This is a genomic window from Ferribacterium limneticum, from assembly GCF_020510585.1.
In the GTDB taxonomy this organism is placed as follows: Bacteria; Pseudomonadota; Gammaproteobacteria; order Burkholderiales; family Rhodocyclaceae; genus Azonexus.
In genome coordinates, this window is record NZ_CP075190.1 from 2914478 (window position 1) to 2937169 (window position 22692).

Annotated in this window: 16 protein-coding genes; 11 read left to right on the forward strand and 5 right to left on the reverse strand. The window is 63.1% G+C overall.

Annotation, left to right across the window (positions count from 1 at the left end; genetic code table 11):
- Nucleotides 1-58 precede the first annotated feature (58 nt).
- The 5 genes from KI613_RS14015 (at nucleotide 59) to KI613_RS14035 (ending at nucleotide 7492) form a co-directional block, all read left to right on the forward strand.
- Entirely contained in the window at nucleotides 59-376 is a 318-nt protein-coding gene (locus KI613_RS14015; protein WP_226400493.1) for a copper-binding protein, read from the forward strand.
- Between the two features lie 11 nt (nucleotides 377-387).
- On the forward strand, nucleotides 388-957 hold the full coding sequence (locus tag KI613_RS14020; RefSeq protein WP_226400495.1) for a DUF2231 domain-containing protein: 570 nt from the start codon (nucleotides 388-390) through the stop codon (nucleotides 955-957).
- 8 nt (nucleotides 958-965) lie between these two features.
- Nucleotides 966-2213: a TolC family protein gene (locus KI613_RS14025; RefSeq protein WP_226400497.1), complete on the forward strand. Its 1248-nt coding sequence runs from the start codon at nucleotides 966-968 to the stop codon at nucleotides 2211-2213.
- The gene (locus KI613_RS14030; RefSeq protein ID WP_226400498.1) at nucleotides 2210-3733 is read left to right on the forward strand and encodes an efflux RND transporter periplasmic adaptor subunit; all 1524 of its coding nucleotides are present in this window, start codon (nucleotides 2210-2212) and stop codon (nucleotides 3731-3733) included. Before KI613_RS14025 ends, KI613_RS14030 begins: the two co-directional genes overlap by 4 nt.
- 624 nt (nucleotides 3734-4357) lie before the next feature.
- Nucleotides 4358-7492, forward strand: a complete 3135-nt coding sequence (locus tag KI613_RS14035) for an efflux RND transporter permease subunit (RefSeq protein ID WP_226400500.1) — start codon at nucleotides 4358-4360, stop codon at nucleotides 7490-7492.
- A gap of 5 nt (nucleotides 7493-7497) precedes the next feature.
- Here the strand turns inward: KI613_RS14035 and KI613_RS14040 are convergent, their stop codons facing one another.
- The 4 genes from KI613_RS14040 to KI613_RS14055 form a co-directional block, all read right to left on the reverse strand.
- A complete protein-coding gene (locus KI613_RS14040) occupies nucleotides 7498-7731 on the reverse strand; it encodes a hypothetical protein (RefSeq protein ID WP_226400502.1) in 234 nt (77 codons plus the stop codon).
- Nucleotides 7732-7799: 68 nt separating this feature from the next.
- A complete protein-coding gene (locus KI613_RS14045) occupies nucleotides 7800-8744 on the reverse strand; it encodes a VTT domain-containing protein (RefSeq protein WP_226400503.1) in 945 nt (314 codons plus the stop codon).
- 85 nt (nucleotides 8745-8829) lie between these two features.
- The gene (locus tag KI613_RS14050) at nucleotides 8830-9708 is read right to left on the reverse strand and encodes a pirin family protein (RefSeq protein WP_226400504.1); all 879 of its coding nucleotides are present in this window, start codon (nucleotides 9706-9708) and stop codon (nucleotides 8830-8832) included.
- A 62-nt stretch (nucleotides 9709-9770) separates the two neighbouring features.
- Nucleotides 9771-10370: an FMN-dependent NADH-azoreductase gene (locus tag KI613_RS14055; protein WP_226400509.1), complete on the reverse strand. Its 600-nt coding sequence runs from the start codon at nucleotides 10368-10370 to the stop codon at nucleotides 9771-9773.
- A 139-nt stretch (nucleotides 10371-10509) separates the two neighbouring features.
- Between KI613_RS14055 and KI613_RS14060 the strand changes: the two genes are divergently transcribed.
- Nucleotides 10510-11409: a LysR family transcriptional regulator gene (locus KI613_RS14060; protein ID WP_226400511.1), complete on the forward strand. Its 900-nt coding sequence runs from the start codon at nucleotides 10510-10512 to the stop codon at nucleotides 11407-11409.
- A 330-nt stretch (nucleotides 11410-11739) separates the two neighbouring features.
- Nucleotides 11740-13473, forward strand: coding sequence for a 30S ribosomal protein S12 methylthiotransferase accessory factor YcaO (gene ycaO, locus KI613_RS14065; protein WP_226400513.1), 1734 nt, complete (start codon nucleotides 11740-11742; stop codon nucleotides 13471-13473).
- A 58-nt stretch (nucleotides 13474-13531) separates the two neighbouring features.
- Here the strand turns inward: ycaO and KI613_RS14070 are convergent, their stop codons facing one another.
- Nucleotides 13532-16402, reverse strand: coding sequence for a response regulator (locus KI613_RS14070; RefSeq protein WP_226400515.1), 2871 nt, complete (start codon nucleotides 16400-16402; stop codon nucleotides 13532-13534).
- 244 nt (nucleotides 16403-16646) lie between these two features.
- Between KI613_RS14070 and fumC the strand changes: the two genes are divergently transcribed.
- From fumC to KI613_RS14090, 4 genes are all read left to right on the forward strand, one after another.
- Nucleotides 16647-18053, forward strand: coding sequence for a class II fumarate hydratase (fumC, locus tag KI613_RS14075; RefSeq protein WP_226400517.1), 1407 nt, complete (start codon nucleotides 16647-16649; stop codon nucleotides 18051-18053).
- Nucleotides 18054-18453: 400 nt separating this feature from the next.
- Nucleotides 18454-19494 carry a rod shape-determining protein gene (locus KI613_RS14080; protein ID WP_226400519.1) on the forward strand — a complete coding sequence of 347 codons (1041 nt, stop codon included), beginning with the start codon at nucleotides 18454-18456 and terminating at the stop codon, nucleotides 19492-19494.
- 124 nt (nucleotides 19495-19618) lie between these two features.
- On the forward strand, nucleotides 19619-19909 hold the full coding sequence (locus KI613_RS14085) for a hypothetical protein (RefSeq protein WP_226400521.1): 291 nt from the start codon (nucleotides 19619-19621) through the stop codon (nucleotides 19907-19909).
- Between the two features lie 178 nt (nucleotides 19910-20087).
- Nucleotides 20088-22691, forward strand: coding sequence for a cytochrome c (locus KI613_RS14090; RefSeq protein ID WP_226400523.1), 2604 nt, complete (start codon nucleotides 20088-20090; stop codon nucleotides 22689-22691).
- The last annotated feature ends 1 nt before the right edge of the window (nucleotide 22692 follow it).

Sequence of the window (22692 nt, forward strand, 5' to 3'; positions counted from 1 at the left end):
AGACGCCTGACGGCCGCAGCAGCGCAGAATCGCCGCATCCATCCACCAAGGAACCGCCATGCGCCTGCTGCTTGCCCTCATGCTCTCCCTCAGCCTCCCCGCTTTCGCCCAGCACGATCCCCACGCCGGCCACATGGCGGCGACGAAAAATGCGCCGCTGAGCGACGGCCTGGTCAAGAAAATCGATGCCAAGGCTGGCGAAATAGTCATCCAGCATGGCCAGCTCGACAGCATCGGCATGCCGCCGATGACCATGGCCTTCGGCGTTGCCGACAAAGCCTGGCTGGGCAAGCTCAAGGCCGGTGACAAGATCCGGTTCGCGGCCGAGATGAAGGGCGGCAACGCCATTGTCAGCCGCTATGAGATGGCGAAGTAAGCGCTTCGCCGATGCCTGAAATCATCCCCAACTGGCACCCGGCGGTCGTTCATTTTCCGATTGCCCTCGCCGTCACGGCCACGCTGCTCTTGTTGCTTGGCCGGCTGCGCCCGGCCAATCCGACTTTCACGGCCAGCGGCCGCCTGCTTGTCCTGGGCGCCGCCGTGAGCGCCGGTTTCGCGGCGGCGCTTGGCTGGTACGCTTTCCAGACGGTTGAACATGACGGCGCCGGTCATCTGGTCATGCTCAGTCATCGCAACTGGGCATTGGCCGGCACGGCCGGGCTGATCGCGCTGGCCGTCTGGGATGGCCTGCGCCAACGCGCGGAACGCCCGCCGCACGCGGCATTGCTGCCGATCATGCTGGTGCTTTCGGCCGGCCTGGGGGTGACCGGCTGGCTGGGTGGCGAAATGGTTTATCGGCATGGTATCGGCGTCTCGGCATCGGCTTTCGCTGGGCCGGAAGTGGCGGCGCCGACGATGGCAGAGCCGCCGGCGGTAACGCCTGAAACGGTTGCCGAAACGCCAGCCCCCGCCCCCGGCGAGCACATTCACAAGGATGGCAAACGCCATCGCCATTGAGGCTGCCCATGAAACATCCGCTGCTTCTCGCCCTCCTGCTCACCGCGCTGGCCGCCCATGGCGCCGAGCCGCTGCCCGGCGCCAGTGTCGAATCGCTGCTGGCCGCTGCCCGCGAGCACAGCCCGGATGTCCGCATGGTCCGCCTCGAAGCCGAAGCGGCGCGCGAACGCATTCAGCCGGCCGGCGCCCTGCCTGACCCAGTGCTGCGCATCGAGCTGGAAAACATCACGAAGAACGGCAGCCAGAATGCGACGCTCGACCCGACGCGGACGGGTGACACCAAATACACGCTGATGCAGCCGCTGCCCTTCTGGGGCAAGCGCGACCTCAAGCGCGACGTGGCCAGTGCCGAGGCGACCCAGGCCGAAGGCCGGGCCAGCGACACCTGGGCTGAAGTGGCCGGCCGCATCAAGACGCTTTACGCCCAATACTGGCTGACCGGTCAGTCGCTGCAACTGACCCGCGAGAATATCGAACTGACCCGCCGCCTCGAACAGATCGCCCAGGCCCGCTACGCCGGTGGCCTGGCGGCCCAGCAGGACGCCATTCGCGCCCAGCTCGAACGCAGCGCGATGGATAGCGAGCTGGTCGGCATGGAGAGCGAGTTCCATCACCTGATGGTTTTCCTCAACGCCATGCTGGCCCGCCCGAGCGGCGCGGCGCTGGCCGAACCGGCAGTGCTCCGGCCGATTCCCGCCCGCCTTGATGGCGCTGCGCTGACCGAGCGACTGCTCGCCGCCAACCCGCAGCTGGCCATCGAAACCGCCCGCGTCGGCGGCGCCGAGAAGAGCCGCGAGCTGGCCTACCGCAACCGCTATCCCGACCTGACGCTGGGCGTCGCGCCGATGCAGGTCGGCAACCGCGTCGATGCCTGGAGCCTGATGCTGGAAATGAACCTGCCGCTGCAACAGGGCACCAGGCGCAGCCAGGAGCGCGAAAGCGAGCGCATGCTGGAAGCCGCGGCGGCGCGCAAGGAAGCGCTCGGCCACCGGCTGATGGGCGACCTCAGTGCCGCGCTGAGCAATCTCGATGCGGCCCGGACGACCGAGCAGATCACCCGCACCCGCCTGCTGCCGCAGGCCGAACTGACTTTCAAATCGGCGCTGGCCGGCTACGAGAACGGCAAGGTCGATTTCGCCACCCTGCTCGACGCCCAGCGCCAGATCCGCAATGCCCGCCTCGCGCTGCTGCGCGCCCAGGCCAGCCAACAGATACGGCTGGCCGAGATCGAACGCCTGCTTGGAGAAGACCTGTGAAAAACGGCCCCTTATTCATTTTCATCGCCGTCGCCCTCACCGTCGGCGGTTTTGCCGGCGGTTACCAGTTGGCCCAGCAGAAAACGGATGACGCGACAGCGGTTGCCACGGTCAACCCGGAAAAAGGGCAAAAACCGAAATTGCTCTACTACCGCAACCCGATGGGCCTGCCCGACACCTCGCCGACGCCGAAAAAAGACCAGATGGGCATGGACTACATCCCCGTCTATGAGGGCGAGGATGAAGGGGCGGGCGACAGCGGCCTGAAGATCAGCGCCGAGAAAATCCAGAAAATGGGCGTCAAGGCCGAGCCGGCGAAGCTGCAGGTGCTCGACAAGAACGTCCGCGCCAGCGGCCGGGTCGAAATCGACGAAAGCCGCAGCTACACGGTGACCGCCAAGTTCGAGGGCTACATCGAGCGCCTGCACGTCAACACCACCGGCCAGCCGGTCGGCCGCGGCCAGCCGCTGTTCGAGGTGTACAGCCCGGAACTGGTCTCGGCCCAGCGCGAATACGCCATCGCCGCGCAGGGCGTCGGCAAGCTCAACGAAGCCGGCGGCGAAGCGCAATCGGCGATGAAACAACTGGCCGACTCCAGCCTGCAGCGGCTCAGAAACTGGGATATTTCCGACGAACAGATCAAGGCCCTGGCCCACTCCGGCAACGCCAAACGCACGCTGACCTTCCGCGCCCCGGTGGCCGGTATCGTCAGCGAGAAAAAGGCCGTCCAGGGCATGCGCTTCATGCCCGGCGAGATGCTTTACCAGATCGCCGACCTCTCGTCGGTGTGGGTCCTGGCCGATGTTTTCGAGCAGGACATTACTGCGGTGAACCTTGGCCAGAAGGCAAAAATCAGGATCAACGCCTATCCCGGCGAGGTCTTCGAGGGCCGCATCGCCTACGTCTATCCGACGCTCAAGGCGGAAACGCGGACGGTGCCGGTGCGCATCGAACTGGCCAATCCAAAGGGCCGCCTGAAACCGGCGATGTTCGCCGAGGTCGAGATTCCGGTGGCTGGCGCGGCGTCGGTCGTCACCGTGCCGAATTCGGCGGTGATCGACAGCGGCAACAAACAGGTGGTCATCGTGCAACTGGCCGAAGGTCGCTTCGAGCCGCGGGCTGTGAAGCTTGGGGCGCGGGGCGGGGAATTCGTGCAGGTGCTGGAGGGGGTCAAGGAAGGAGAGATGGTGGTTTCGTCGGCCAACTTCCTGATTGATGCCGAGAGCAATTTGAAGGCGGCGCTGGGCGGGATGCAGAAGGCTGACGGCGCTCCGGCCGTGAAACCGGCGGCAGTCGGGCACAAGGCGGTCGGGGTTTTGAATGCTGTGGATGCGGCGTCCGGAAGCGTGACGATTTCGCATGAGCCGGTGGCCAGTTTGAAATGGCCGGCGATGAAGATGGATTTTGTGCTGGCGAATCCTTCGCTGGTTTCGGGTTTGAAGCCGGGGGCTGGCATTGAGTTTGAGTTTGTTGAGCGGGGGCCGGGGGAATGGGTGGTTACCTCGGTGGTGAAGAAATGAGCATTGGATTTGCTCAAGCTTGGGGTTCCGCCCTGCTGGCGGGCGTACTTTCTTCTTGCTTCGCCAAGAAGAAAGTAGCCAAAGAAGAAGGCGACCCCGAGGGCGCCGCCGGCTTTGCCGGTTCCTTGCGCTACTCGGCAGTCCGGGCGGCTGCGGAACTCGGGCTTCGCCCTCAGACAGTCCTCGCCGACTGCCCCCGGCCTCCCTGCGTTGCTCAGCGCCTTCCACGGGGGCCCCAAAGGCGTCCACGCTCGACCGATGTAGCCCCAAAAACCGGCTTCCACGGTCAACCGGAAAAAAAGGCCAAAAATGAAATCTGCCATTCAGGCACCCAAGCTCAAACCCGGATCGTTTCACCGGGCCCCTTGAGAGGTGCCGAGCAACGCAGGGGCTGGCGGATAAAGGGCGAGGACTGTCTGAGGGCGAAGCCCGAGTTCCGCAGCCCCCGCCAGCACCGAGTCGCGCAGGGAACCGGCGCAGCCGGCACCGACCCAGGGTCGCCTTCTTTTTGCTTACTTTTTCTTGGCGAAGCAAGAAAAAGTGAGACGCCCCGCAAGGGCGGAACCCCAAGCCAATTAGCCGCCCGCACGCCGATCCAGGGCAAACCCCACAGAAAAGCGCCTCATGCTTAACGCCCTCATCAATTGGTCAGCCAGAAACCGCTTCCTCGTCCTGCTGGCCACCCTCTTCATCACCATCGCCGGCATCTGGTCGGTGCTCAAAACCCCGCTCGACGCCATACCCGACCTCTCCGACGTCCAGGTCATCCTGTACACCGAATTCCCCGGCCAGGCGCCGCAGGTTGTCGAAGATCAGGTCACCTACCCGCTGACCACCGCCCTGCTCTCGGTCCCGAAATCCAAGGTCGTCCGCGGCTTCTCCTTCTTTGGCGCCTCCTTCGTCTACGTCATCTTCGAAGACGGCACCGACATCTACTGGGCCCGTTCGCGGGTGCTGGAGTACGTCAATTCGGTCTCCGGCAAGCTGCCCAAGGGTGTCAGTCCGACCCTCGGCCCTGATGCCACCGGCGTCGGCTGGGTCTACCAGTACGCTGTGCTGGCCAAGGACAAGACGCTGGCCGAACTGCGCACCTTGCAGGACTGGTATCTGCGCTACCAGCTGGCGAAAGCGCCCGGTGTCGCCGAGGTGGCCAGCATCGGCGGCTTCGTTCAGCAGTACCAGGTCACCGTCGATCCGATCAAGCTGAAAACCTACGGCATTCCGCTCATGCGCGTCGCCGAGGTGATCCGCAATTCCAACCGCGACGTCGGCGGCCGCACGCTGGAGATGGCCGAGACCGAGTACATGGTGCGCGGCCGCGGCTATCTGCGCGGCAAGGGCGACATCGAGAATCTGGTCTTGAAGGCGCAGAACGGCACGCCGGTGCGCGTCGCCGACATCGGCCGGGTCGAACTGGTGGCCGACGAGCGGCGCGGCATCACCGAGTTGAACGGCGAAGGTGAAGTGGTGTCCGGCATCGTCATGTCGCGCTTTGGCCAGAACGCGCTGGACGTCATCCACAACGTCAAGACCAAGGTCGCCGAAATCAGCGCCGGGCTGCCCGAAGGCGTCAGCATCCAGACCGTCTATGACCGCTCGGAACTGATCGAACGTGCCATCGCCACGCTCAAACGCACACTGGCCGAGGAAAGCCTGATCGTCGCGCTGGTCTGCATCGTTTTCCTGCTCCACCTGCGTTCGGCACTGGTCGCCATCATCATGCTGCCGGTCGGCATCCTCGCCGCCTTCATCGGCATGCGGGCGCTGGGTATCAATTCGAACATCATGAGTTTGGGCGGCATTGCGATTGCCGTCGGCGCGATGATCGATGCGGCCATCGTGATGATCGAGAACGCCCACAAGCATCTCGAACGTCTGCAGCCGGGCGAGTCGCGCAGCGAAGCCATCATCGCCGCCTGCAAGGAAGTCGGCCCCGCCCTCTTCTTCAGCCTGCTCATCATCACCGTCTCCTTCCTCCCCGTGTTCACGCTCGAAGCCCAGGAAGGCCGGCTGTTCGCGCCGCTGGCGTGGACCAAGACCTTCGCCATGGCGGCCGCCGCCTTCCTGTCCGTCACACTGGTGCCGGTCCTCATGCTGCTCTTCATCCGCGGCCATATCCGCCCGGAAGCCGAAAACCCGGTCAATCGTTTCCTGATCCGCATCTATCGCCCGATCATCGCCGCCGTCATGAACTGGAAGAAAACGACCATCGCCCTCGCCCTGATCGCCATGGCCGTCAGCATCATCCCGGCCAGCCGGCTCGGCAGCGAATTCATGCCGACCCTCAACGAAGGCACGCTGTTCTACATGCCGACCACCCTGCCCGGCCTGTCGGTGACCAAGGCGGCGGAGTTGCTGCAGACCCAGAACAAGATCATCAAGAGCTTCCCGGAAGTTGCCTCGGTATTCGGCAAGGCCGGCCGCGCCCAGACGGCAACCGACCCGGCGCCGATGGAGATGTTCGAGACGGTGATCAACCTCAAGCCGGAAAGTGAATGGCGGCCCGGCCTGACCACCGACAAGCTGATCGCCGAACTCGACAAGGCGCTGCAATTCCCCGGCGTCGCCAACTCATGGACGATGCCGATCAAGGCGCGCATCGACATGCTGTCCACCGGCATCCGCACCCCCATCGGCATCAAGGTTTTCGGCACCGATCTGGTCGAGATGGAACGCCTGGCCAAGGAAATCGAAAGCGTCGTCAAGGCCGTGCCGGGCACCAGCAGCGCCTTCGCCGAACGGATCACCGGCGGCTTTTACCTCGACATCGTGCCCGACCGCAATGCCCTGGCCCGTTACGGCCTGAGCGTCGGCGAACTGATGGACGTCGTCGCCGCCGCCCTCGGCGGAGAAATGGTCACCACCACCGTCGAAGGCCGCGAGCGCTTCGGCGTCACCGTCCGCTACCCACGCGACCTGCGCAGCGACCCGCAGGCCATCGCCCGCGAAGTGCTCGTCCCGGTGCCGGCCGAAATGGGCGCCCCGGCGACCATGATCCCGCTCGGCCAGGTCGCCGAGATCAAGATCAGCACCGGCGCCCCGGCCATCCGCACCGAAAACGCCCTGCTCTCGGCTTACATCTACGTCGATATCCGCGACCGCGACATCGGTTCCTACGTCGCGGAAGCCCGCAAGGCGGTCAACGAAAAGGTCAAATTCACCCCCGGCACCTACGTCACATGGAGCGGCCAGTTCGAGTACATGGAACGGGCCATCGAGAAACTCAAAGTCGTCGTCCCGGTCACCCTCCTGATCATTTTCCTGCTCCTCTACCTGAACTTCCGGCGCATCACCGAAACGCTGATCGTCATGCTTTCGGTGCCCTTCGCGCTGGTTGGCGGCATCTGGCTGATGTGGATACTCGGCTACAACCTGTCGGTCGCCGCGGCCATCGGCTTCATCGCGCTGGCCGGCGTGGCTGCTGAAACGGGCGTCGTCATGCTGATCTACCTCGACCACGCGTGGACGGCCGTGCAGGCCAAATGTGCCGCGGAAGGCCGTAGCCCGCAAGCTGCCGACCTCTACGCCGCGGTCATGGAAGGCGCCGTCGAACGGGTCCGCCCCAAGATGATGACGGTCACCGCGATCATGGCCGGCCTGTTGCCTATTTTGTGGGGGACCGGTACCGGCTCGGAAGTGATGAGCCGCATCGCCGCGCCCATGGTCGGCGGCATGATTTCTTCAACCATCCTGACCCTGGCCGTCATCCCGGCGATTTACGCGCTGGTCAAACATCGCCAGCAAAGGTTAGGCGGATAAAGCGGTCAGTAACGGTCGCGAGCCCGCTCGAAAACCTCGGCGGCCAGATCAAGTTGATCGGTATTGCCGGTAGCTTTGTTCACCGAGCCGAAAAATTTTGCAAAGTCATCGGCCGACAACTCGGCTTCCGCGGTTTCGGGAAGTCGGCGCTCAACCGTTCGCCGCCGGTCGAAACAACCGCTGGGCGGGCCGACGTCGCGGCCGCGTCTCTCCGGGCGTCCTCTGCGCTCGTTGCTCATGGCTGGCTCCACTGATTATGAAACCTGCATTTTCTCCTCGCAACAACGCTGACGCAATCAGGCTAACGTCATATAGCTGACGTTACCATTCCTTTGTCCAGGGCAATCGCCAGCCAGGCTTCATAGCCGCCTTTCAGGGGCCGGACGGAGATATATCCGGCGTCGAGCAGCTGGCGCGCCGCCTGAATCGCCCCGGCATCCTCCGGGCAGGCACACAGGGTGACGATGGGCTGGTCTTTTGGCCATTCGCCGACGGCATGAAGCAGCAGGTCATGCTCCGCCACTGTCGCGCCGGCAATCGGCCCGGTTTCCGCGATCATGCTCGGCCCGCGCAGGTCGAGGACCAGCGGCGGCTGGTCGCCCTCCATCGCGGCGATCAGTTCAAGCGGCGTGATGTGCGGTACGGCCGACAATTGCCGGAAGCGGTATTTCTGCCACAGTTTCCAGCCCAGCCAGAGGGCGATCATGGCGGCGAGCAGGACAAGTGCGCTGCCGCTGTGCCGGTCCAGCGCCGCGATGGCAGCGCTGACTTCGTTGCGCAACAGCCAGCCAGCACCCAAAGCCAGCCCGGCCCACAATGCCGCCCCGGTGGCAGCGGCGAGCAGGAAACCCGGCTGCCGCATGCGCAAGGAGCCGGCAATGGGTGGCGCCACCGTCGAAAAACCGGGAATGAATTTGGCAAAGACCAGAGAGCCAATCCCCCAGCGGACAAAGCGGGATTCGGTCTGGCTGACGCAGGAAGCAGGGTTGATCGACAGCTTGCACAGCCCCGCCAGCACCCGATAGCCAAAGGCGCGGCCGGCCAGATACCAAACCCAATCAGCCAGCACCGAGGCGACGATGGCGGCAGCCAGGACGCTGGCGAACTGCCCCGAGCCGACGACCAGACTGCCGGCCAGGAGCAGCGTCGGAACGGCCGGCACCGGCAGCCCGATCTGTTGCAGCAGGACGTTCAGGAAAACGACCCAGACGGCGTCACGCTGAAGTGCTTCGCTGAGCTGGGAAATTTCCACGGAGTCGCCTTTCGTTATCGTTCGACTGGCCCAGCCATGTCGGAAAATTCATCTTCCTGATTCGACGATGGCCGGGCCTATTGGTTCACAACGATTGAACCGCCGTCGCCTCGAACTTGCCGGCCTGGTAGTCGCGCATGGCCTGCTGAATCTGCTCGCCGGTGTTCATGACGAACGGGCCGTACTGGGCAATCGGCTCGTTCAACGGTTGGCCGGCGACGATCAGCACGCGGGCGTCCTCAACGGCTTCGATGCAGACAGCCGCGGCGCCGTTGTTGCTCAGGACGGCCATGTTCCGGTCGGCGACCGTCGTGCCGGCGATGCTCACGCTGCCCCGGTAGGTGTAGGTGAAGGCATTGTGACCGACAGCTATCGGCTGCTCGAAACGCGTGCCGGCCGGCAGATGGACGTCGAGATAGAGCGGCTCGGTGTCCGGACGGTGGACGGCGCCATCGACGCCATGGCTGGCCCCGGCAATGACGCGGACGACAACGCCGTTCTCGTCGGTGAATTCCGGAATGGCCGCCGGCGGAATGTCGCGATAGCTCGGCGCGACCATTTTCTGGCTGGCCGGCAGGTTGAGCCAGAGCTGGAAACCTTCCATCAGCCCTTCCTCCTGTTCCGGCAATTCGGAATGGATCAGCCCGCTACCCGTCGTCATCCACTGGGCGCCACCCGGCCCGAGCAGGCCTTCGTTGCCGACGCTGTCGTGGTGGCGCATGCGGCCGGCGATCATGTAGGTGACCGTTTCGAAACCGCGGTGCGGATGATCGGGGAAGCCGCCGATGTAGTCGTCCGGATTTTCGTTGCGGAAGGCATCGAGCATCAGGAAGGGATCGAGGCGACGCTGCAGGTTCTGGGTCAGCACCCGCGTCAGGCGCACGCCGGCGCCGTCGGAGGTCTGAACACCGGCAACGAGGCGCTCAACCGTTCTGTATTGATGGCTGGATGGTGCTGTGTTCATGATTTTCTCCAATGGGCTTGAGACAGCAGCGCTCGGTTATGAACGCCGCCCATCTTCAATTGTTAGGCAATCAGTTCTTCAATCTGTGCTTCAGCTTCGGCAAATGCCTTGCTCGCCGACTCGGCACCCAGCGCCAGGCCTTCGGCGTAGATGAACTCGACGTCGGTCAGGCCGAGAAAGCCGAGAACGCTCTTCAGATAAGGCACTTGCGAATCGGCCGGGGTATCGCGGTAGAGACCGCCGCGGGCCAGGGCGACATAGACCTTCTTGCCCTTGAGCAGGCCTTCCGGGCCCTTCTCGGTGTAGCGGAAGGTCACACCGGCCCGGGCGATGGCGTCAATCCAGGTCTTCAGCTGGACCGGCACACCGAAGTTGTACATCGGCACGCCGAGAACGATGGCGTCGACCGACTGGACCTGGGCAATCAGCGCGTCGTCGAGGGCGACGCGGGCCGCCTGTTCGGCCGTCCGCTGATCGGCCGGCGTGAACAAGGCGCCGAGCGCCGGTTCGTCGAGCACCGGATGCGGGTGGCTGGCCAGATCGCGCAGTTCGACCGTGGCGTTCGGATTTTGGGCAAGCAGGCGAGCCGTCACGGTATCGGCCAGACGGGTCGAGTTGGCACCGGCAGAACGGGCGCTGGCGTTGATTTGCAGGATTTTCATGATCGTTATCTCCAATGTGGGGTGGGGTTCGTGGCTCAAACCGCTGAAACCATGGAGTGAATTCTATTGATCACAATAACGATCCGGAAGTCGTCGAAATGGGTATTATTGTTCCGTTAATGAAACAATAAGGATGGCCATGAGCCTTGATGCCAACGATCTGATCCTCTTCGCCCTGGTCATGGACGCCGGCAGTTTTTCCCGGGCGGCCGAGCGCTGCGGGCTGCCCAAATCGACGCTGTCCCGGCGCATTACCCAGCTCGAGACGAAACTCGGCGAACGCCTGCTGACGCGCAGCACGCGCCGGCTGGCCATCACCGAATTCGGTGAGCAGATCCTCGATCATGCCAAGCGCCTGCTCGAGGAAACCGAGGCCGCTTCGGCCATGGCCCTGCACCGGCAGGGCATGCCGCGTGGGGTGCTGCGCGTTTCGCTACCGCCCGATTTTGTCGAGCTCGATCTGACGCCACTGCTCCTCCAGTACGCCAGCAGCTACCCGGAAGTACGGCTCGAACTCGATCTGTCGCCCCGCCGCGTGGACTTGCTGGCCGAGCGCTTCGACCTCGCCGTGCGTGCCGCCAGCCGCCTGCCCGACGACAGCACGCTGGTCGCCCGCAAGCTCTGCGAAATGCAGGGCAGCCTTTACGCCAGCCCGGCCTATCTGGCCCGTTATGGCCCCCTGGAACAGCCGGCCGATCTGCTCAACCACGTTTGCCTCGGGGCGATCAGCGGTACCGGTGAAGCCCTGCCCTGGCAGCTCTCGCGCGGTGCGGAGCGCTGGGAGGGGATGCCGACCGGGCCCTTGGCGGCAAACTCACGCAGCCTGCAACGCGACCTCGCGGCGCACGGACTGGGCATCGTCGGGCTGGCCGACCGCTTCGCCGTGAAATGGGTCGAACAAGGCCTGCTCAAACGCGTGCTGCCGGAATGGACCTTGCCGACGGTGACCATCTGGTGCGTGACGCCGGGCCGCCGCCTGCTGCCGGTACGCACCACGGCCTTTATCGACCTGCTGCGCACCGCCATGGAAAGCCAATGATCTTTGAAACTTCAGTTGACCGCTTACCCATCCCCCGACCAGTCGCATGAATACAGCCCTTTGTGCCTTCTAGGCCATTCACCCGTTGGGTGACAGCGCTACGCAGCCGCTGGCACGCCTGGTCGGGGTCCGGCTTTGTCACTCCTCCTTGCAGGCATGAGCCTGCCGCGTCGTCGCTTCGCGCCGGCCATCCCGCCCAGACGCACCATCAGCCGCGTCCAACTGAGGTTTCAAGGATGATTTCAAAATTGGCCAGTATTTCCGGTTGACCGTGGCAATGCCTGCGCGCAGGCGTACACTGCGCCCCTTACTTTTCAGTCAGGACGCCCGATGCAACAAGAACACTTCATTCCGGGCAAAGACGCCTCGCTCGAACACTCCATTTCCTCGATGCAGGCCAAGCTGGCAGCCCGCGGTTTCGACATCGAGGAATGCTCCTGGCTCAACCCGGTCGACAACGTCTGGTCAGTGCATGTGCGCAACCGCGCCTGCCACCTGATGTTCACCAACGGCAAGGGCGCCACCAAACTGGCCGCCCAGGCCAGCGCCCTTGGCGAATACTTCGAGCGGCTGTCCTGCAACTATTTCTGGAACCACTATTACCTCGGCGACGCCATCGCCAACCGCGCCTTCACGCACTACCCGCGCGAACGCTGGTTCCCGCTGACCGCCGATGGCACCGACTGGCCAGCCGAATTGCTGACGCCGGAACTGCAGGCCTTCTACAACCCGGAAGGCAACATCCCGGCTGAAGTGCTCGTGGACATGAATTCCGGCAACGAAGACCGCGGCATCTGCGCCATTCCCTACGTCCGCCAGCGTGACGGCGCCGAGGTGTTCTTCCCGGTCAATGTCATCAGCAACCTCTACGTCAGCAACGGCATGTCGGCCGGCAACACCCAGGCCGAGGCGCGCGCCCAGGCGCTGTCGGAAATCCTCGAGCGCCACGTCAAGTTCAAGGTCATCGCCGAAGGTCTCTGCCTGCCAGACGTACCGGACGAAGTGGTCGGCCGCTACCCGACCATCGCCGCCGGCATCAAGGGCCTGCGCGACGCCGGCTTCGGCATTCTGGTCAAGGACGCCTCGCTCGGCGGCCTCTACCCGGTGCTGTGCGTGACCATGCTCAACCCCAAGGATCAGGGCGTCTTCGCCAGTTTCGGCGCCCATCCGCGCTTCGAGATAGCGCTTGAACGGGCCCTGACCGAACTGCTCCAGGGCCGTGCCCTCGAAGCGCTCGACGGCTTCCCGCCGCCCGGCTTCGACCTCGACGAAATCGCCAGCGCGCCGAACATCGAAATCCACTTCGTCGATTCGAGCGGCATCATCAGCTGGGATTTTCTCGGCGAAGAAGCCGACTATGAATTCGTCGACTGGAACTTCAACGATCTCGACAACGGCAAGACGGCCGACGACTACGCCTGGCTCTGCGAACGCATCCACGCCGACGGCCACGACATCTACGTCGCCGACTTCGACCACCTCGGCGTTTACGCCTGCCGCATCCTGGTCCCCGGCATGTCGGAGATCTACCCGATCGACGATCTGGAATGGGAAAACAACAGCAACGGCAATGTCGTCCGCGCCGACATCCTGCGTCTGGCCGAACTCAACGACGACGAATGCTGCGAACTGCTCGACACCCTCAACGAACTGAACATCGCCGACGAACGCCCGGTCGCCGCCCTGATCGGCCTCGCCGCCGACGCCGGCTCGCTGTGGGCCGACCTCCGCGTCGGCGAACTGAAGACCATGCTCGCCCTGGCCGGCGGCGACCCCGACGCCCTGCGCGAAGGCCTCGAATGGGTGCGCCAGTTCGAACAGCTCGACGCCGGCCGCCGCCGCATCTACGCCTGCCTGCAGACCATCGTCGACATGGAAGACCCGGCCAACTACGAAGCTGCCATGCTCAGTCTCTACGGCGAGGACACGCTCGACCAGGCGATTGCCATGCTCGACGGCGACGTGCGTTTCTTCGGCCTGGTTTCACCCGGGCTCAACCTCACCGGCTGCGACCTGCACCAGCGCCTGCTCAAGGAATACGACAAGGCGCACGCAACCGCCTGAGGTAAATTCAACATTCCACGGTCAACCGGGAAAAACGGCCAAAATTGAAATCGGGCGGCTACCCCGCCGCCCGCCTCAGCCATTTGACCAGCATCGCGTACAGATGCTCCGGATCGACCGGCTTGGCGATGAAGTCGTTCATGCCGACCTCGAGACAGCGCGCCTTGTCCTCGGCGAAGGCGTTGGCCGTCATGGCCAGAATGGGCACGCTGCCCCCCTGCGGCATGGTGCGAATCTTCCGGGTCGCCGTCAGGCCGTCCATGCGCGGCATCTGCATGTCCATCAGGATCAGGTCGTAGGCCTTGCCGCCCAGCATGTGCAGAGCAGCCACGCCATCGTCGGCGGTATCGACCAGTAGCCCGACATCATCGAGCATGGCCTGGGCAATCAGCTGGTTGATCGGCTCGTCATCGACGAGCAGGATGCGGCGATTCGGATAGTCGCGACGCAATATTTCATCGGCGCCAGCCAATGATTCGCCATCAGTCGGCGCATCGCCCGCTTGCCCCTTTTTCAGACGGGCCGTCAGCCAGAAGGTGCTGCCTTGCCCGGGCAGACTGAAGGCGCCGGCATCGCCGCCCATCAGGTGGGCCAGCTTGCGCGTAATGTCCAGGCCAAGTCCGGTGCCGCCATATTTTCGGGTGGTCGAATTGTCGGCCTGCTCGAAGGCACCGAAGAGCCTGGGCAGATCGTCCTCGGCAATGCCGATCCCGGTATCCTCGACCTCGAAACGCAGCAGGACGCTGTCGGCAACCTCCTCGACCAGGCTGGCGCGCAGGGTAATGATGCCTTCGTCGGTGAACTTGATGGCATTGGTGACGTAGTTGAGCAAGGCCTGCTGCAGGCGTGTCACATCGCCGAGCAGCGGCGGCAGGACTGGCCCGGGCTCGGTGTTCAAGGTCAGATGTTTGGCCTGGACACGATCGCGCAGGATCGCGGCGACATTGCCGAGGATGCTGTCGACCCGGAGCGGGGCTGCTTCGAGCGTGAATTTCCCGGCTTCGATCTTGGACAGGTCGAGAATGGCGTTGATGATGTCGAGCAGGTGTTCGCCGGCCAGCTCCAGGCGGTCAAGGCGTTTCATCTGCTCGGGCTCCAGGCCGCTGCGCCGGATCAGGTGCGTCATGCCGGTAATGGCGTTGAGCGGCGTCCGGATTTCGTGCGACATGTTGGCCAGGAAAGCGCTTTTCGCCACATTCGCCGCTTCGGCGGCTTCCTTGGCGACCGCCAGTTCGGCCGTGCGCCGGTCAACCAGTTCTTCAAGATGCTGCCGGTATTGCCGGAGCTCTTCTTCATTGCGCACGCGTTCCGAAATATTGCGACTGATGCCGAACAGGCCGACCACCCGTTGCTCTTCGTCAAAGAGCGGCCATTTGTTGGTTTCCACATAACCGAGCTGACCATCGACCGCGTAGTAGGGCTCGATCTTGCCGAGCAGGGGTTTCCCCTCCATGAACACCGGGCGCTCCTCTTCCTCGTAAAGTCGAGCCGTGTCTGCTGGAAAGACTTCCCGGTCATGCTTGCCGATCATGTCGCGCCAGTGGGCATGGCCGGTAATGTCGGCCATGGTCTGGCTGCAGAAACGGAAGCGGCTCTCCGCATCCTTGAAATACATGAAATCAGTCGTCTGATTCAGGAAGGCTTCGAAATCGCGGTTGAAATCGGCCACCTTTTTCTCGGCCAACTTGCGGTTGGTGATATCGACATCCATGCAGACCAGAATCCGCGACGCATCGTTGTCGCCGGGGATCATGAAGGCGGTCGATTCCACCCAGCGCACCTCACCGTCCCGCGTCCGGGTGACAAATTCGCTCGGCCCCAATGACGGGCCGTTGGCATTCAATGCCGTCAGCGCACTGCGCCAGCGGGCCGCCTCCTCCCCGCTGAAAATCAGTTGGTCCAGGCGCTTGCCTGTCGCCTCCTCTTGAGGCCACCCATAAAGCTTTTCTGACGCCCGGTTCCAATAGATCACCAGCCCCTGCGCGTCGAACCACTGTATTGCCACGTTGGGCGTATTTTCGAGGGTCGCCGAGAGCTGCCGGCGTGACGATTCAGCCCGCTCGGTCGCCCGCGACGCCAGCATCAAGGCTCGCGCCAGGATGAAAAAAGCGCCGGCCACCATGAGGGCGACCAGGGCAAATCCCAAACGGAGCAAGACCAGATTATCCGGCTCGGCCGACCAGCCGCCACGCGGCGTCGCGGCAATCTGCCAGGAGCCCTGCGGGACGTGAATAGTCGCCAGGACCGGATTGGCCTCGAACAATTCCGGACGGCCGAAAAACACTGCGCCGTCGACGCCCTTGGCATCCTTGCCGCGAATGGCGATTTCAACAGGTAGCGCGTCGTTGTGCAGACCACTGCTGGCAAACAGTTTTTCAGCGTCAATCGCCGCGCTGACGATGCCCCAGAAATATTCCTCACCCTTGCTGTCCGGCAAATAGACCGGCAGACGCGCCAGCAGACCGACGCCACCCTGCACCAGATTCAAGGGCCCGGCCAGGACTATCTGGCGCGATACACGGGCTCGCTCGACCGCCGCGAACTGTCCCGGCACAGTGCGGTAATCGAGTCCGACCGCCCGTTCGTTGCCCTGCAGCGGGTACATCAAACGAATGACCATGTCCGGTGCGGCCCCAATATTGCGCAACTGGGTAGGCCCCGAAAACAGTGAGCGGGCAGCCAGTTCGAAGCGGTCCTGATTAAGCGTGGGCTCGAGCGCAATGACGCCGACCATGCCTTTCACCAGCTGAATATCGCTGTTGAGGTTGCTTTCGAGCGCATCGCGGACCACCGTCAGGCCACGCAGCACCACGGCGCGTTCGCCCGAGGCGAAGCGTTCCTGATTGATTTTTTCGGCGACGTAAGCGGCCAGCGCCAAGCCCCAAAAAACCAGCAAGGCGGAGGCGAGGTACAAGGCTCGGCGCTTCATGTCAGGCATTTCCTATCATGCCGAGGCTCCGGCTTCCCCTGCACCAGAACAACTGCGAGAGGCGATGACAAAAGATTTCACACTGTGCTCCGGAAGTCTGCGCTGCATGTTGCTGATGCCTGATTGTATCCCCGGGATCGTTCACGCCAAGCAATTGCCGCCGAACTTCCCGGCCGCCAGCCACTCAAACAGGCAGGCCCCAAGCGCATGGCCAGAACCCTGCGCGGCCAACAAGGAATCGGCCATGTCCCCTGTCACCCACACCCGCCTCGAAAACGACTCCTTCGGCAGCATCGAGGTGGCCGGCGATCGCCTGTGGGGAGCGCAAACCCAGCGCTCGCTGGAGCACTTCGCGATTTCTACCGAACGCATGCCGGAAGAACTGATCCACGCGCTGGCCATGGTCAAGGCCACCTGCGCCAACGTCAACCGCGAGTTCGGCCTGCTCCCGGCCCCCATTGCCGCGGCCATCATCGTCGCTGCCAACGAGGTGACCAGCGGCCAGCACCCCGGCGAATTCCCGCTATCGGTCTGGCAGACCGGCTCCGGCACACAAACCAACATGAACATGAACGAGGTGCTGGCCAACCGCGCTTCGGAGCTGCTCGGCGGCCAACGCGGCAACGCCCGCCTCGTTCACCCCAATGACGAAGTCAATCTCGGCCAGTCGTCGAACGACATCTTTCCGACCGCCATGCACGTCGCAGCCGCCATTCAAATCGAGCGCAACCTGCTGCCGGCCATCCGCCAACTGACCGCCACGCTGGAAGAGAAATCCGCCGAGTTTGCCGACATCATCAAGATCGGCCGCACCCATTTGCAGGATGCGACGCCGCTCTCGCTCGGCCAGGAATTCTCCGGCTACGTCGCCCAGTTGCAGCACGCCGAAAGGCTGATCGCCGCCAGCCTGGCATCGCTCACCCCGCTCGCCGTCGGCGGCACGGCCGTCGGCACCGGGCTCAACACCCATCCCGAATTCGGCACCCGCGTCGCGGCCGAACTGGCTGATCGGACCGGCATTCCATTCACCTCCGCCGCCAACAAGTTCGCCGCACTGGCTGCCCACGACGGTCTGGTCGCCGCCCACGGCGCCCTCAAAACGCTGGCCGTAGCGCTCATGAAAATCGCCAACGACGTCCGCTGGTTAGCCTCCGGCCCGCGCTCCGGCCTCGGCGAAATCGGCATTCCGGAAAACGAGCCGGGCAGCTCGATCATGCCCGGCAAGGTCAACCCGACCCAGTGCGAAGCGCTCACCATGCTCTGCTGCCAGGTCATCGGCAACGACACGACCATCAGCATCGCCGGCGCCTCGGGCAATTTCGAACTCAACGTCTTCAAACCGGTGATCGCCCACAACTTCCTGCAAAGCGTCCGCCTGCTCAGCGACGGCATGCTCGGCTTCGAGCACCATTGCGTGCGCGGCATCACCGCCCACCGCAAACGCATCGCCGAACTGATGGAACGCTCGCTCATGCTGGTCACCGCCCTGACCCCGCACATCGGCTACGACAAGGCTGCCGAAATCGCCAAACTGGCCAACAAGGAGGGCACGACGCTCAGGCAGGCAGCGCTGGCGCTGGGCCATGTCTCTCTCGAGGACTACGACCGCTGGGTCGTGCCGGCCGGGATGATTCATCCGGGAAGTAGCTAGGAAGCCAAGTTCAACGGTCAACCGGAAAAATTGACAAAATATCGCCTGAATCGGATCGAGGCAGGTCCGAAAATCCAATAGTCAGGCATCCGCTGGCTCTCTCAGCGTCCAGCATTCGGTGAGCAAATTGCAAGCGACGCTGCCTCGACCCGGCCACACCCAGTCGTAGCGACTCGAAAAACACAGCACGACATCCTCATTGTTGCAATGCAGCAAAATGAATGTCATAGTTTAAGCGTCCAATTCCCGGGTTCAGCGAAATTTGCTCAGCCGTAAACCTATTAGATTTGCGTGGGGACAATGGCTAGGTATCACGTGCCTTTTGCCCCATCGGGCCCGCCGTAAACGCGCAGTCGGGCACCGGCAAGCATGAAATATCCGCAAGAGGGGTGTCCGCTATATGGGTTACTTTCGCAGTTACTTTTCGACCGATCTGGCAATCGACCTCGGCACTGCCAACACGCTGATCTACGTCCGCGGAAAAGGCATAGTTCTGGATGAACCCTCCGTGGTGGCGGTACGCACCGGAGGCGGATATGGCAACAAAAAATCCGTACTGGCGGTGGGAAGCGCCGCCAAACAGATGCTTGGCCGGACGCCGGGCAATATCTCCGCCATCCGGCCGATGAAAGACGGCGTGATAGCCGATTTCACGGTGACCGAGCAAATGTTGAAGCATTTCATTAAGAAGGCGCAGGCGTCGACACTGTTCACCCCGAGTCCTCGAATCATCATTTGCGTTCCGGGCGGGGCCACACAGGTCGAGCGCCGCGCCATCCGGGAGTCGGCGCTGGGTGCCGGTGCCAGCCAGGTGTATTTGATCGAGGAACCCCTGGCGGCGGCGATTGGGGCTGGCCTGCCGGTGTCTGAGGCCACCGGTTCGATGGTGGTGGACATCGGCGGAGGCACCTCTGACGTAGCTGTTATTGCCTTGGGAGGCATGGTCTATGCCGGGTCGGTCCGGGTTGGTGGCGACAAGTTCGATGAAGCCATCCTCAACTACATCAGCCGCAACTACGGCATGCTGATCGGCGAAAACACGGCCGAAAAGATCAAAAAGACCATCGGTTCGGCATTTCCCGGAATCGAGGTGCGGGAAATGGAGGTCTCCGGAATTAACAAGTCCGAGGGGGTGCCACGCAGCTTCACCATTTCAAGCAATGAAATTCTGGAGGCCCTCGCTGAACCCGTGAATCAAATTGTGACTGCAGTCAAAGTTGCCCTTGAGAGAACACCGCCGGAACTCGGGGCCGACATTGCCGAGCGCGGCTTCGTGCTCACCGGTGGGGGAGCCCTCTTGCGCGACCTGGACCGCTTGCTAATGGAAGAAACCGGTTTGCCGGTCATAGTTGCCGATAATCCATTGACCTGTGTCGTACGCGGGACCGGCATGGCTCTGGAGAGAATTGATAAATTAGGAAATCTATTTGCCAATGAGTGATGGATGCCGCATTCATCGGCAGCATCAACCCGCAACTTCTGCATTCTGCATCCCAACAGCAAGGGCTTGACCGCGCTGTTGCGGTCGCGCTCAAGGTCATGCACCGCCCTTTGAGGAAATTTCCATGATTTCAATCATTGACGTCAAAGACTTCATCGATCTCGATAAGGAAACGGTCTATGCAGTCCACCACGCGCTAGAGGTTCCAGTCGACGAAGCCATCACCCTTGCGCACCAGTTGCTGGCAAGCGAATCGGGACTGACCATCCTTCATCACATGTTTCTAGACCAGATTGCAGCTGCCAAGCAGAATTTCCAGCTATCCCGCGAAAAAGAGATGCGGCAAGCCTATGCCTACTTCGCCCGCAAATATCCTTTGCCTCAATTGCTGAATTCGCCAAAGGCCGCTTTGTAGCTCGACGTCTATGCGATTTGGCGGTCAAACATACGCAATTCCGCAAAACTGGCCAATTTTGCAATCCGTACAAACAAGCTGCATCCCGTTTGAACTTCCCGACATCTCACATGTCATTAAGTCAGTGAGTGGAATCACGGCAGCCTGAGACTCGTAGGCGTTGATGGGGAGAAAACGTATGAAACGTACTCTGCTGGCCGCTATCGCGGCATTCGTCACCCTTGCCGCTGGCATCGGGATATTCCAGAACCTGCACCACAGCATCGGCGAGGCCTTCGCCGAGAACGCGCCAGCCAGCGCCGCGGCACCGCCCGTCAGACCCATCCCCGAAGTTTCTGCCGTCGATCAGGACGCGCCCTACATGGAGGCCTGCGCCCGTGAGGGCCTCAACGAATCCGAGTGCGTCGGCCGGCTGATCTGGTTCAAGGCGACGGCCGGCAACGAACGTTTCCATACCTACACCTTCCAGCAGCGCATCGGCGTGCTCGTCGACTGGTTCCGCGTCCTGCGCACCGACCAGCGCGACGACCGGTTCTGGGCTTGGGGCATCATCAACGACCCGGCCTGCTGCAAGCCAGGCGACCCGGACTGCCCGGCCAAATCGGCCGATGAAACCTACGGCTTCGACTGGTGCCCGGGCGACGACGTGTTGCTCAATTATGTTGGCAAGCCAGGCTATGTCGACCCGGCCTGCGGCCTCAAGGATGCCGCGCTCGACCCCGACGACCCGCACAGCCAGGGCGGCAAGGCCGATCAACGCGCTTCGGCCTGCGATCTCAAGTTCGGCACCTCGACCGGGGCGCTCGGCCTGCGCAAGTTCCCCAATCCGCGCTTTGACGCTGCCAAATGGCAGGCGCTCAATGGCGGTAACGCTAGCTGGGCCGGCTTCAATGCCACCAAGGCGGCGGCCACCGGCATCGAGTCCGACAGCCGCGTCTCCAAGCTGGCCGATGCCTCAGTCGAGCCGCCCTTCCTGATCGGCACGACCTGCGGCTCCTGCCACATCGCCTTCGACCCGCTCAATCCGCCGGCCGACCCGGCGCATCCGAAATGGGAAAACATCAAGGGCCTGATCGGCAACCAATATACCCGGATGTCCGAACTGCTCGGCTCCGGCATGCCGAAGAGCGCCCTCGAATACCAGATGTTCGCCCACGCCCGGCCGGGCGTCACCGACACTTCGGCCATTTCGCACGACCAGATCAACAATCCCGGCACGATCAACGCGTTGATCAATGTCGCCCAACGCCCGGTGTTCAAGGGCGAGATGATCAACAAATGGCGCAAGGCCACCACCTGCGGCGCCGAGAAGGACGAGGATAAATGCTGGTGCGAACCGGGCCGTAGCGGCAAGTGCTGGCTGAAGAGCACGCGCGACGACGACACGACCACGGTCTTCCTCGGCGGCCAGAAGGTCGCCCTGCCCGGCGTGCACCACATCCTGAAGGGTGGCGAGGATTCGATTGGCGCCCATGAGGCGATCCAGCGCGTCTATTTCAATATCGGCTCGTGCTCCGAGCAGTGCTGGGTCAATCACTTCTCCGACATGCGCCAGGTCGATCCCGAGCAGCGCGGTTTCGGCCAGACCTCGTTCAACATCGGCCAGTGCCGGCGCGACTGCCCGAACTTCCGGGCCGTCGAGGATCGCTTGCAGAACGTGCTCGATTTCTTCGCCTCGGCCGAGTCGGACGAAACCAATCTGCAGGCCGCCCGCGCCAAGAGCAAGACCGGCGCCTATGCGCTGGCCGACCTCACGGCCGATCTCGAAAAGGAATTCGGCAAGGGCGCTGTCGGCCGCGGCCAGACGGTCTTTGCCGACAACTGCGCGCGCTGCCATTCGAGCATCCCGGAAAGCACCGGCGGCGCCTTCAAGAACCGCGATTTCGCCGCCCCCAACGACGCCCACCCGCGCAAGGTGCGCGCCGATTTCCTGAGCAACGACCAATCGACGCCGGTCACCGAAGTCGGCACCTTCCGCTGCCGCTCGCTGCACTCCAACCACAAGGCCGGCCACCTTTACATGGAATATGCCTCCGACACGCTGCGCAAACAGCAGGTAGTGGCCGATATTCCCGAGCGGCCCGAGCTCAAGGACGGCGGCCGCGGCTACATGCGCAATATTTCGCTGGTCAATGTCTGGGCGACCGCGCCTTTCATGCACAACAACGCCATCGGCCCCGAAATCTGCGGCAAGCCGGCCAACGCGGACAATGATTTCCACCGTGCCCGCTACGTCGACCGCGACGGCAAGCTGCTCGCCGCCCAGCCTGACTGCCTGCGCTACGACCCGACGGTGGAAGGCCGCTTCGATCTTTACAAGCGCTCGATGCGCGAACTGCTCAACCCCAAGGAGCGCGGCAGCAAGCGCACGCTGACCAACGCCGATCTGATCATCGACGTCGGCATCCGCCCACTCGAAGGCTCGACCGAGAAACCGCTGGGCGGCTTCGGCCAAGTCAGGATTCCGGCCGGAACCAGTGCCGGCTTCCTCAACGGCCTGCAGCACAAGCAGTTGATCGGCGACCTCTTCCTCGCCAAGCGCCACCCGGACAAGCTGGAAGCTGCTGGCAAGAAGGATCAGCTGGCAACCCTGCAGGCGATGGCCGATGACATTCTCAAGAGCCCGGCCCGCTTCGTCGACATCCTGCGCGAGAAACGCGATTTCCTCAGTGCCAATTACGAAACCTGCACGCAGGAAATCGAAAACGAGGGCCATCGCTTCGGCGAGGACCTTTCCGAAACCGACAAGAAGGCGCTGACCGCCTTCCTGGCCACGATGTGAG